This window comes from Nitratidesulfovibrio vulgaris str. Hildenborough, assembly GCF_000195755.1.
GTDB lineage: Bacteria > Desulfobacterota > Desulfovibrionia > Desulfovibrionales > Desulfovibrionaceae > Nitratidesulfovibrio > Nitratidesulfovibrio vulgaris.
On record NC_002937.3, the window covers coordinates 2,172,535 to 2,184,924 of the forward strand.

The following is a 12,390-nucleotide window of genomic DNA, read 5'->3' on the forward strand; positions in this document are numbered from 1 at the left end:
AAAACAACCTACCAATCGTGTATGATAGTACGTTGTGCCGCATAGTCCGGGGGGACGTTGCGGCATACTCACAAGACGATATGCACTAGATTATCATTCGGCGCACATGGGGAGCACCAAACACAATGGACAGAAGTGAGGAGCAGGCAATCCGTACGTTGTTGCAAGGATTCGTGCATGATACGATTCCTGAATACATCCGCGACGGTGCGCAGGACATGCTGGCACAGGGGGGCGTCCAGAAACTTGGCCTCAAGAAGGAAGGCGGCACGTGGGAGATAGACGGAAGCATCCAGAGTGACGACTTCCAGATCTATGTCTCGCGCATCAGCCTGACGCCGTCCGAACATCGGGCCTCGTACGTGTGCAACTGCTCCGATTCATTCTCGGGAGTCTGCCGTCATGTGGCGGCGACAGCCCTCAAGATGCTCTCGACCTTCGACACGCGCCCCGGTTCCGATGAACCCGCGAAGCCGCGCGTCGAGTGGCGGCAGAGCTTCAGAAGCTTCTTCTCCACTGCCCTCGACCCCGAACCGGGTAAACATTACCTCATCTTCAGGTTCCACCCCGAACCGGGTCGCCTGACCGTCGCCTTCTTCAGGGCGCGTCAGAACAAGTCGGGCCTTTCCACCGTCCATAACGAGATAACGCTCGAACAGATCATCAACAACCCGGAGTGGTGCGAACTCTCGCCCCAGCTTGTGGATGTCGCGAAGCAGGTGGGGCAGTTCGTCGACTACTACGGGCACCGCATCGAGATACCCGACGGACTCGTCTCGTGGTTCTTCTGGGCCATCCGCCGCGAGTACTACCTTTTCTGGCTGGACACCGAATCGCCATGCCGCATCGAGAACACCGCGCTGGGCCTCAAGCTGCACCCCCGCCTCGGCGATGACGGACTTTCGTTCGACGTGATGCTCTACCGCGAAGGCAAGCCGCCCTTCTCCATTCTCGGCGGCGAGAACGCAGCGACCTTCCACGGTCAGATGCCCATGTGGGTGTGCTGGAACCGCAGCTTCTACCCGGTGCAGACCAGCCTGCCCCCCCAACTGGTGCAGGACCTCATCCGCCAGCATCCGTCCATCCCGCAGGAGGACATGTCGGAGTTCCTCGACAGGGTGTGGACGCGCCTGCCCTCTTCCGACCTCTACGGGCAGGAGGACTTCCTGAAGCTGATGGAACCCGTCTTCCAGCCCGCGCGTTACAGCCCCAAGCTCTTTCTCGACGAAGAGGGAAGCCTCCTCACCCTCGAGATACAGAACGTCTACGAGACGGCCCATGGCGAATTCTACCTCGCCGGACCGAACCCGGACTTCCAGACCGGCAGCTACACCTTCGAGGGCACCACGTTCCTCATCCGCCGCCACCAGGACGAAGAGGCGGGGCTCATCACCCAACTTTCCGAAATGCGCTTCCAGCCGCGCAGCAGCCGTCTGTGGTTCCTCGAACCCGAAGAGGCCATCGCCTTTCTTCTGGACGCCTACCCGCGCCTTGTCGAGAAATACCGCGTCTACGGCGAGAAGGCCCTCTCCCGGTACAAGGTGCGCCTTTCACAGCCCGTCATCACCGCCAAGGTCGAGAGCAACGAAGAGGAGAAATGGTTCTCGCTCGACATCGACGTGGAATACGACGGGCAGAAGGTGCCCATCGACAAGATCTGGAAGGCATGGTCGCAGGGCAAGCGCTACGTGCAGCTCAAGGACGGCTCCTACACCAGCCTGCCCGAGACATGGCTCGAAAGGCTCGGTCACAAGCTGCAAGCGCTCGGACTCGACCCCGACAAGCCGCCGCAGAAGCAGTTCAAGCAGTTCGAGGCGCCCGTGCTGGACAGCCTCCTCGACGACCTGCCGGGCGCCGAGACCGACAGCTTCTGGAACAGCCTGCGCGACAAGATACGCACGTTCCGCGAAATACGCGCCGTCAACGCCCCGAGGGGCCTCAACGCCACCCTCCGCGGCTACCAGATGCAGGGCCTCGCCTACCTCAACTTCCTGCGCGAGTACGGCTTCGGCGGCATCCTCGCCGACGAGATGGGCCTCGGCAAGACCGTGCAGACCCTCTCCTTCGTGCAGCACATGGTGGAGAGTGGCAAGATAGGCCCCAACCTCATCGTCGTGCCCACCTCGGTGCTGCCCAACTGGGAGCGTGAAGCGCAGAAGTTCGTCCCTGAACTCAAGCGGCTCATCATCTACGGCACCCGCCGTGAGGGGATGTTCAAGCTCATCGACGAATCGGACCTCGTGGTCACCACCTATGCGCTGCTGCGCCGTGACCTTGAGGAACTGCAGAACCACACGTTCAACTGCATCATCCTCGACGAAGCGCAGAACATCAAGAATCCCAACACGATCACGGCACGTTCGGTACGCCGCATCAAGGCCGACATGCGCCTGTGCCTCTCGGGTACGCCCATCGAGAACAACCTGTTCGAACTGTGGTCGCTGTTCGAGTTCCTCATGCCCGGCTTCCTCGGGTCGCAGCACGCCTTCCAGCGCGGGGTCATCAAGCCCATCAAGGACGGCGACTGTGAAACGCTCGACTACCTGCGCACCCGTGTGCGGCCCTTCATCCTGCGGCGCACCAAGTCCGAGGTCGCCAAGGACCTTCCGCCCAAGATCGAGAACACCTACTACTGCGCCCTTGCCGAAGAGCAGGCCGAACTGTACACGGCCCTCGCCCGCAAGCTGAAGGAGCAGGTGCTTGCCGACGTGGACGAGAAGGGACTCGCCAAGAGCCAGATGTCCATCCTCGACGCGCTGCTCAAGCTACGTCAGATATGCTGCCACCCGCGCCTGCTCAAACTCGACATGCCCGGCTTCTCAACCAACCTGCCCTCCGGCAAGTTCGATGCCTTCAAGGACATGATCACCGACATCGTCGAGGAAGGACACAAGGTGCTGGTGTTCTCGCAGTTCGTGCAGATGCTGCATATCATCCGCTCGTGGCTGCAGATTTCCGGCACGCCCTTCTGCTATCTCGACGGCACCAGCAAGGACCGCTTCGAACAGGTGGACAAGTTCAACAACTCGCCCGACATCCCCATCTTCCTCATCTCCCTGAAGGCTGGCGGTACGGGTCTCAACCTCACCTCCGCCGACTACGTCATCCACTACGACCCGTGGTGGAACCCCGCCGTGGAGAGTCAGGCAACCGACCGTACGCACCGCATCGGTCAGACCCGGCAGGTGTTCAGCTACAAGCTCATCTGCCAGAATACGGTGGAAGAGAAGATACTCAAGCTGCAGGACATGAAACGTGGCGTGGCCGAGGCCATCATCCCCGGTCAGGAGACGTGGAAGTCACTCACCCGCGAAGACCTCGAGATGCTCTTCGACATCTAGTCCGGCATCTCCCAAGTGTACTGCAAGACTTTTGCAAGAGTCCTGCAGATATTACGACAGAACAGCAATGGCGCGCCATCAGGTGCGCCATTGCTGTTCTGTCATGGGAGACGACGGGCCGGAATGCCATCACGACCGGAAAGACTGGCGTGGGGTGGCGTCAAAGGGGCATATGGTCAGCGTACCCCTCAACACGTCGGACTGTTTCCATGACGAGCGCACACAATAACGGCCCGACCTCACAGAAACCAAGTCTACCCGACAGGGACACGACCGGCATTCCCTAGAACCTGTTTCAGCAGCCGCACCCCCTGTTCCATCGCCTCTTCTGAAAGGTGTGCGTAGCCGAGGATGAGTTCATTCACATGGTCATCGCCATGCTGAAGGGCATAGGCGTGCACCGGAGTCGCCTCCACGCCGCCCCGTGCGAGTTCGCTCATGACCTTGTCGTCGAAGCGCACGCCAGTAAAAGCCGCGACGAGATGCAACCCCGTGGCATGTCCGCGTATGCCCACGGCATCTCCGAAGTGCCGCATCAGTGATTTGACCAGAAACGCCCGTCTACGCCTGTACAGCTTCTTCATACGCCAGATGTGCCTCTCCAGTGCCCCGCTGCCGATGAACGACGCCAGCGCATGCTGCGACAGCGCATCCGTGTGCACATCGCTGTACAGCTTCTCCCGGTGCCATGCCGCCAGCAGTCTTGCGGGTAGGATGGCGAAGCCAAGGCGCAACGCAGGAGCCAGAACCTTGCTGAACGAACCGAGATAGACCACCGATTCCGGGGCAAGCTCATGAAGCGTTCCCACAGGTGAACCTTCATGCCTGAACTCTCCGTCATAGTCGTCCTCGACGATGAGACACTCCGCCTCCCGGGCGAAGCGGACGAGTGCCTGCCGCCTCTGTACGGGCAGGATGCCCCCCAGTGGATACTGATGCGAAGGCGTCACATACACGAAAGCGACGCCAGCCCTGCGGGCCTCCTCCGCCGATGGCAACATCCCCGTGTCCATGCCCCGGTCATCGACGGGCACACCTTCGACCCGCAAACCCGTCACTTCAAGTACTTCACGCAATCCGGCATGGGCAGGGTCCTCTGCCAGAACCACTCCGCCACTCCGTTGCAGAAGCCGGGACATGATTCGCAGCCCCTGGGTCGCCCCACTTGTGATCATCACCCTTTCGGCGTGGCAGCGTATGCCGCGTGTCCTGCGCAGGTATCCGGCTATCGCCTCCCGCAACGCCCAGACGCCTGCCGGGGCGCTATAGCGCAGCGCGTCGTCGGGCAAAGCCGCGCACACCCTCTGGTAGGTCCTGGCCCACTCTTCGCGCGGGAAGACATCGAGTGCCGGAATGCCAGAGCGAAAGCTCACCACCCCCGAAGGACGTTCGGGTACGGCTGCGGGTGCAATGACGAACGGCGCACGGTTTGCACCTCCCTCCCCGCGTTCTGACACGATGCCTGCTGCCACCCTCGTCCCCGAACCATGACGCGTTTCGAGGTAGCCCTCCGCGGACAGCTGGTCATAGGCATCAAGAACCGTATTGCGCGACACACCAAGCTCAACGGCAAGGGCACGGCTGGATGGCAGGCGTGCCCCCGCAGCCAGTTCACCATCAAGGATCATCTGCTTCAGGCGTTCATACAGCTGTCTACCTAGAGACAGAGGACCGTCGACATCAAGCGGGAGCCACATGCTCGCTCCAAGTGGTACCTTGTCATTACCTGTTGACTGGGTCTTTCCGCATCCACTTCTCCCACCTTATGCTCCACTCCCACGAGAGACAAGGGCCATGTGCCGCACAGAACACACGGAGGGACAGGACATGCGTATCGATGACAACGTTGTGGCAAGACATCCGGCGACCATCATGGGACTGCTGGAGGCGCAGGGGCTTACCGGGGCGGACACGGCAGGGTGGGACTCGCTGAAGACCCGGGAGACCGAAACCTTCAGGCACCGGCTGCGCGACTACAACCGCAAGGCCGCATCACTCACCCACCCCGTATCGTGCTACACCCGCTATTACCGTCGATACGGCAAGTCGTATCCCGTTCAATTGCAGATGGAGTCAGTGGTGCTCAAGGCGAGGGATATCAAGGCCGCATGTCTTGCGGTGGAGACCATGTTCCTTGCAGAAGTGCGCCACGGGTTGCTGGTCGCCGGACATGACACGGCGACCCTGCGGGGAGACTTCGTGCTGGATGCGGCAGCAGGTGGCGAGACGTTCACCACCGTCTCGGGGCAGTCGCGCACCCTGAAGGCGGACGACCTGTATCTGGCGGATGGGGATGTCATACTCTCCAGCGTGCTTGAGGGACAGGCGCAAGCGTCGTCACTCACGGCAGACAGCACCGACGTTCTCTACTGCGTGTACGGCGTTGAAGGCGTCACGCGCACAGACATGGAAGCCTTCTTCGATGACCTCCGCCGCTACATCCTCACAGCCTACCCTCATGCCTCGGTCGGCTGCCCCGCCTATCACGCGGCGGTGCCGGCATGAACGTCAGACTCCGGGCATACATCCACCTGACCCTTGCCATGTGCATCGCGGGCAGCGCCGTCGTGGCAGGCAAACTCATGGTCTCGTCCATGCCGGTGTTCCTCGCTGCAGAGGCGGGACTGCTTGCAAGCCTCGCCGTACAGGTGCCCTTCACCTTCATGATGAAGCGCGAACGCATCCCGGCCGACCTTTCTGTGCATCTGTACCTCGTCCTGCAGGCACTGTTCGGCGTCGTACTCTACAGGGTCTTCATCTTTCAGGGATTGCAGCACACGACAGCCACCGTGGGAGGAGTGATAAGCAGCACCACACCGTTATGCATCGTCCTGCTTTCGGCCATCTTCCTGCGCGAACACATCACGCGACGAACCATCGCAGGGGCCGTATGCGTCGTCACGGGACTTGCGACCATCAGCCTGACGCCGCTCATGGACGCCACACCTGCCGCCACGGGTTCATTCACCGGCAACGTTCTCATCCTTGCGGCAGTCGTCAGCGAATCGGCCTTCTCCGTCATGAGCAGGGCCAAGCGTGACCACCTGTCGCCGCTGGCAAGGACAGCCATGGTCTCGGTGTATGCGGCCCTGTGCCTGCTGCCTTTCGCCATTCACGATGCCCTGCACTATGACATGGCGACACTGGATGCCGAGACCCTTTCGTGCATCGCCTACTACGGAGTCTTCGTGTCGTTCCTGTCGTACCTGCTGTGGTTCAAGGGCGTCGCCGTCATCGCCGCAGGGACCGCAGCATCCTTCACCGGACTCATCCCTCTCAGCAGCATGGGCATCGCATGGCTGGTCCTGAACGAGACGATAACCTCTGCCCATATCGCGGGACTCGCCTGCGTGGGCGCGGGAATCGTCATCGCCTGTATTCGTCCGGCGACCAGTCCCACAACGTCGAGCGTAGCGGTCTGACCCCGTGACCTCTTCAGATTCCAGCCGGACAGGCAACGACTGCCCCCGTCGCACCCGAAGACATGCCTCCAAGACCGTATCACCCAGCAGCCCATCAAGTGTTTTTCATTTCATCCCGTGCAGATATAAAAAAACAAATGCTCATTACCAAAAAATAATACTGTAGCACCATCACAAGGTACACACCTTGCTTCCACCGTCACCGTTACATGTTGCGGCATTTTTTTCCGAAAACGGGCAAGGAGGGCACCCCGGACGCAGGAGGTGACCATGAGCATCGAGGCAACTGGACTGGGAAGCGGCGGATTGCAGGGCATCTGGCCCCACAAGGGCAGGGGCGTCACGTCGCGAGTGGCGAACATGATGCTGAAGGAGATGGATGCCGATGCAGACGGCAAGCTGTCACAGACGGAATCGGGCCTGTCCGAGACGGCATTCAAGGGGCTTGATACCGACGAGGACGGTTCCGTAAGCCGCAAGGAACTGAAGGCGGGGCTGCGCAGCAGGCGTGACCAGCTCATGTCCATGCTCGAACAAGGGCCGGACGAGGGAGACGACTCCACGGCGCAGCAGACCGGGCAGACCGGGCAGACCGGGCAGACCGGGCAAACAGGGCAAACAGGGCAGGCCGGGCAAGTAGGGGCTGCCGCCGGACTGGTGAAGAACATCCTTTCCAAGCGGGATGCAGACGCCGATGGCACCCTGTCAGAAGAGGAGGCGGGCCTCTCTTCGACGACGTTCGACTCTTTCGACACCAATCAGGACGGGGTGCTCAGCGCCGAAGAACTCGCGGCGGGCTTCGACAAGATGTTCGAGACCATGCGCGCCCTGCGAGACATGATGGGCAACGAGGAACACGCCGGGCCGGGGGCCATGCAACGCGCCGTGGCCGCCTACAAGGGGCAGATGAGCGGGCTCATGAAGGGCCTGTTCGAGACCGAGACCGACAGCGCGGGGGCCGAGACCTCTGGCACTGCGTCAGATACGGCAGCCACCGGCACGGTAGCGACGGACACGGCAACGACTGGCACGGGAACAACTGGCACGACGACAGCAGGAACAGGCACGACCGAGAGCACCACTTCCGGCATTTCTGCCACAGTCTGACGCCTGCACCACGGCACGCCATCCTTGGCGTGGTTCAGGCCCACACGCATCACGACGGTGCAGAATGGGGGCGGCACAGGACAGGCCGCCCGCACCGGAAGAAGAACGATGACAAAGGCACCGCAAGCGCCAACCTATCCGGCCTGTGGGCTATCCGTGCCCGCAGCCGCCACGCCACGCATGGCCCGCCGCACCGTTTGTACCTGTGCGACGATGTCCACTGCACCCACTATCTCCGACACCAGCGCGCAACACCGGGCGCCGTGGGCTGCCACCTCGCCGATGTTATGCAGCTTGATGCCGCCGATGGCCACGAAGGGGATATCAAGATGCGTCACGACCCAGTCGAGGTATGCGTACCCCACCGGGTCGCATACGTCCTTCTTGGTCTTGGTGGCGAAGATGGGGCCGACGCCGATGTAGTCGACCCCGGCAGCCACTGCGGCCATGGCCTGTTCCGGCGAATGCGTGGAGAGGCCGATGGCCCTGTCCGGCCCGATGAGACGCCTGACCTCGCCCACGGGCAGGTCATCCTGTCCGATGTGAACCCCGTCGGCATCGCAGAGTATGGCGATGTCCACATGGTCGTTGACGATGAAGCACGCTCCTGCCTCGCGGGTCATACGCCGCAGTTCAAGGCACTCGCGCAGCATCTCGCCAGCCTTCTTCTCTTTTTCGCGGTATTGTATGATACGCGCCCCGGCTTGCAGCATGGCGTCGACGACATCCACAGTCGGCCGCCCGAGACAGAGACCGGAATCTGTCAGACAGTAGATGTCGGCATCAGGAGTCGTGCCGGGCAGAATGACGGGCATGAGGCCACCTCCAGTGATGAATGAAAACGGGTTGTCGGGTACAGGCCCTGAATTAGTCAGCAGTGCCGGGACGCTGCGGCCTCAGATGCTACAGGGATGGCCCCGATACTTGTCGAACGGTCAGCCCTTCGACCGGCCGACCGGCTGACGGGGGCACTGGTCGGGCAGCTGACCGGCAAAGGGCCGGACTTGACCGACATGTTCGCCTAGGGGACTGCCCCCCGTCCGCGGGGCACGGCAGGGTATGTGCCAAACCTCCGGGCAACAGCTAGCGGTGGTTCATGGCGGGACACGGGCCCAGCAGACGCGCAAGCACCGCATCGGCCTGCATCGCAGCGGCCATGACGACACGGGGGGCGAGCGGCGGGAGGCCCGGCCCGACCTCGTTGGTGAAGTCACCCACGACGACCATGCTCTCTCCGAGATGCCGTTCCCGCATGGGTGGGCCGCCCCACCCGCCCATGCCGGAGGCGCACACTACCGGGCGCCCTGCCCCCATCAACGTCTCGGCAAGCATCCGTTTGGTGGCGGCGTCATCGACAGCCTCCACCACCACATCGCATCCGCCAAAGATACCTATGATATTGCCGTCTTCCAACTGCTGCACATGCACGACGAGGTCGACAGCGGGGTTGATGGCCCGCAGCACGTCAGCCAGTGCTTCGGCCTTGGGCCTGCCCACATCGGCGGCGAGGTAGTGCTGGCGGTTCAGATTGGAGGGTTCGACCACATCATGGTCGACCAGCACGAACCGCCCCACGCCGCTGCGGGCAAGCAGCACGGCGCAGTTCGACCCAAGCCCGCCAGCGCCCGCGATACCGACAGTGGCCTTACGCAACCGGTCACGCAGGGAGGGTTCGAGATAGCGGGACACCCCGTCCTCGAAAAGGCTCACTATCGGGCCTCGCATCGGACTGTGCCATCGGCATGGCCCGCTGCGCCACAGGCGTAGACGTTGTCTTGCGGGGGTTCCCAGTCCTTGAACACCGGCTGGTAGCCCCGTGCGGTGATGGCAGACACCATCTCCTCGACACTACGGTCATCAGAGATGTCGAACTGGCTTGGCCCCGCGTCAGCACCCTGCTGAAGGTCTTCAGTCACGGCATGTGCCATGCCTGATGTCATATCCACCTTCGTGGAACGGCCTGACAGGTCGCCTGTCGCATCGCCAGACGATATGGCTGTGCTTGCGGCTATCGCTGCGGCGGCCCCTTCGGTCGAAGCCACGTTGCCGTCTCCGCCTGCGGCATGTCCACCCACCGCCGTGGAAACCCCTGCGGACATGCGCGTCACGCCAAGGGGAATGAGATTGTCGCGGAACGCCGCGGCCTCACGACTGGAAACGGTGATGCCCGCCGTGGGCATGAAGATGCGGTACGCCGTGAGAATCTGCACCAGTTCACGATCGGAGACGGGGTGCTGCGGCTCGAAACTGCCCGTGTGCGGCCTCATGCGAGGCACCGAGAAGCTGACCTCCGTAGCCGGATAATACCGTTGCAACCACGCCCCGTGCATGGCGGTGTAGAACGCATCGCGCCGCCAGTCGTCCAGACCGAGCAAGGCCCCGAGGCCGACGCTCCGCATTCCCCCGAGGCAACCACGCTCCGGCGCGTCAAGCCGGAAACGGAAGTCGCGCTTGGGCCCTGCGGGGTGCAGCCATGCGTAGAGTCCGGGGTTGTAGGTCTCCTGGAACATCGTCAGCGACTCCACCCCTCCCGCCACGAGTTCGGCATACTCCTCGACCTGCATGGCATAGACTTCCACACCAATGGAGGGGAAAAGAGGCCGAAGCCGGTGTGCCGCCTCGGCGATGTAGGACACCGTGGAAATGCGCGGGGCATCGCCCGTGAGCAGCAGCAACTGACGCAGCCCCGTACTGGCGATGGCGCGCCCCTCTGCCATGATCCTCTCTGCGTCCAGCTGGTCGCGCCGGATATGGTTGCGGGCGTTGAACCCGCAGTAACGGCACTGGTTGGTGCAATGGTTGGCGAGGTACAGCGGGGTGAACAGCTGTATGGTGCGCCCGAAATGCCGCACGGTAAGCTCATGGGCGCGCTGCGCCATGTCCTCGAGGTACGGCATGGCCGCCGGAGACAGCAGGGCGGCGAGGTCGGCGGGGCCGGGCCGCGTAGCCGCCAGCGCCCGCAGGACGTCATCCGCCGTGGACGATGCGATGAGCGCGTCCAGCGTCTCGTGAGGCCAGCGGGCCAGTTCATCGTAGAAGCTCATGATCACGCCTGCCCGCCAAGGAAGCCCGTCAGCGGCGACGATGCCTCGGCCCTGCCGTCGAGCACACGGCCCGCACGGGCGAGAAAGGCACGCCGTCCCGCGCGCACGGCCTCGCCAAAGGCCCGCGCCATGGCGACGGGGTCTCCGGCGCTTGCGATGGCGGTGTTCACAAGGCACGCCGCCGCGCCCATCTCCATGGCATCGCACGCCTCCGAAGGCTTGCCGATGCCCGCATCCACCACGATGGGCAGCGACATCTCCTCGATGAGGATGCCGATCATCTCACGGGTGCGCAGCCCCCGGTTCGTACCGATAGGCGCACCGAGTGGCATGATGGCGGCGGCCCCGGCATTCTCGAGGTCGCGGGCCACATAGAGGTCGGGGTTCATGTAGGGCAGCACCGTAAAGCCCTCGGCGGCGAGAATCTCCGTGGCGCGTGCCGTGGCGTATCCGTCGGGCAGCAGATAGCGGCTGTCCGAGATGATCTCGATCTTGATCCAGTCACCGCACCCTGCGGCGCGTGCCAGCCGGGCGATGCGGACGGCCTCGTCGACCGTCCGCGCCCCGGATGTGTTGGGCAGAAGCCGCATGTGCGCGGGGATGTGCGCCAGCACGTTGCCCTTGGGGTTGCCAAGGTCTACGCGCCGGAGCGCCACGGTGATGACCTGCGAGCCGGAGGCATCGGCCACGGCAGGGATGAGCGCATCCGTACCGTATTTGCCCGTGCCGATGAAAAGGCGGCTTTCAAGCGCCTGTCCGCCCAGCACGAACGTGTCGTCGTGTCGTGTGTCGTGTGTCATTAGCCTCCTCCCACAAAATGAAGGATTTCCAGTGTGTCACCCTGTTCGAGGCCCATGTCTCCGAACGCCTCGGCCTTCACGATGGTCCCGTTACGCTCGACGACGACGGTACGGGGGTCGAGCCCCTGCCGCCCCAGAAGGGCGAGCAGCGTAACGCCGTCTTCGCAAGCGACTTCATGACCGTTCACAACTATCGTCATCGCCGTCTCTCCTTCTGCCGGGTTGTCTGCTGACGCCTGCCAAGGCCGACCGCCCCGCCTGCCCTGCCGCCATAGTCGCAGGCAGGGCGCAAAGGCGATGCGGCGGGCGCCGGAAAAACAGAACGCCCATCCGCAGAGGATGGGCGTACGGACGCATGTCCGGTGCGCGGCTTCCCTACGGCAGTGCTAACTGCGTCAGGTTCACAGGGTCTGGGACGAACCCACTCTCAGCCCGAAGGCTCCCCTAGCTCCGGTCGCGACGGCGACCGCTGATACTCGAAAAACAAAAAAGCCCATCCGCAGAGGATGGGCGAACGGACGTTGTCCGGCGCTCAGCTTCCCTACGGCAGTGTGAACTGCGTCAGGTTCACAGGGTCTGGGACGTGCCCACTCTCAGCCCGAAGGCTCCCCTAGCTGACTGAACGCACAGTAGCCTCCCGTGTCTGGTCTTGTAAAGCCCTTCGAGGCGAAAATCG

10 protein-coding genes and 2 riboswitches are annotated in these 12,390 nt (G+C 62.8%); of the genes, 4 read left to right on the plus strand and 6 right to left on the minus strand.

The window, feature by feature from the left end; translation table 11 throughout:
• The first annotated feature begins 125 nt into the window (after positions 1-125).
• Positions 126-3,341 carry a DEAD/DEAH box helicase gene (locus tag DVU_RS09840; protein WP_010939362.1) on the plus strand — a complete coding sequence of 1,072 codons (3,216 nt, stop codon included), beginning with the start codon at positions 126-128 and terminating at the stop codon, positions 3,339-3,341.
• A gap of 254 nt (positions 3,342-3,595) precedes the next feature.
• Here DVU_RS09840 and pdxR read toward each other — a convergent pair whose 3' ends face one another.
• Entirely contained in the window at positions 3,596-5,038 is a 1,443-nt protein-coding gene (gene pdxR / locus DVU_RS09845) for a MocR-like pyridoxine biosynthesis transcription factor PdxR (RefSeq protein WP_010939363.1), read from the minus strand.
• Between the two features lie 130 nt (positions 5,039-5,168).
• Here pdxR and DVU_RS09850 point away from each other — a divergent pair, with 130 nt between their 5' ends.
• The 3 genes from DVU_RS09850 (at position 5,169) to DVU_RS09860 (ending at position 7,870) form a co-directional block, all read left to right on the plus strand.
• Positions 5,169-5,846, plus strand: a complete 678-nt coding sequence (locus DVU_RS09850) for a phenylalanine--tRNA ligase beta subunit-related protein (RefSeq protein WP_014524458.1) — start codon at positions 5,169-5,171, stop codon at positions 5,844-5,846.
• On the plus strand, positions 5,843-6,763 hold the full coding sequence (locus DVU_RS09855) for a DMT family transporter (protein WP_010939365.1): 921 nt from the start codon (positions 5,843-5,845) through the stop codon (positions 6,761-6,763). The genes DVU_RS09850 and DVU_RS09855 overlap by 4 nt, the downstream gene beginning before the upstream one ends.
• Before the next feature lie 270 nt (positions 6,764-7,033).
• Positions 7,034-7,870 carry an EF-hand domain-containing protein gene (locus DVU_RS09860; RefSeq protein ID WP_010939367.1) on the plus strand — a complete coding sequence of 279 codons (837 nt, stop codon included), beginning with the start codon at positions 7,034-7,036 and terminating at the stop codon, positions 7,868-7,870.
• Positions 7,871-8,004: 134 nt separating this feature from the next.
• Here DVU_RS09860 and thiE read toward each other — a convergent pair whose 3' ends face one another.
• The 5 genes from thiE to thiS all read right to left on the minus strand — a co-directional run bounded on the left by thiE (position 8,005) and on the right by thiS (position 11,914).
• The gene (gene thiE, locus DVU_RS09865; protein WP_010939368.1) at positions 8,005-8,685 is read right to left on the minus strand and encodes a thiamine phosphate synthase; all 681 of its coding nucleotides are present in this window, start codon (positions 8,683-8,685) and stop codon (positions 8,005-8,007) included.
• 268 nt (positions 8,686-8,953) lie between these two features.
• Positions 8,954-9,595: a sulfur carrier protein ThiS adenylyltransferase ThiF gene (gene thiF / locus DVU_RS09870; RefSeq protein ID WP_010939369.1), complete on the minus strand. Its 642-nt coding sequence runs from the start codon at positions 9,593-9,595 to the stop codon at positions 8,954-8,956.
• Positions 9,580-10,914: a 2-iminoacetate synthase ThiH gene (thiH, locus tag DVU_RS09875; protein ID WP_010939370.1), complete on the minus strand. Its 1,335-nt coding sequence runs from the start codon at positions 10,912-10,914 to the stop codon at positions 9,580-9,582. Before thiH ends, thiF begins: the two co-directional genes overlap by 16 nt.
• A gap of 2 nt (positions 10,915-10,916) precedes the next feature.
• Complete coding sequence (locus tag DVU_RS09880) at positions 10,917-11,714, minus strand: thiazole synthase (protein ID WP_010939371.1); 798 nt, start codon at positions 11,712-11,714, stop codon at positions 10,917-10,919.
• Positions 11,714-11,914 (minus strand): sulfur carrier protein ThiS, encoded by a 201-nt coding sequence (gene thiS / locus DVU_RS09885; RefSeq protein WP_010939372.1) that lies wholly within the window; start codon positions 11,912-11,914, stop codon positions 11,714-11,716. Before thiS ends, DVU_RS09880 begins: the two co-directional genes overlap by 1 nt.
• Positions 11,915-12,069: 155 nt before the next feature.
• Positions 12,070-12,170, minus strand: a riboswitch (TPP riboswitch).
• Positions 12,171-12,235: 65 nt separating this feature from the next.
• A riboswitch (TPP riboswitch) is annotated at positions 12,236-12,336 on the minus strand.
• Positions 12,337-12,390 lie beyond the last annotated feature (54 nt).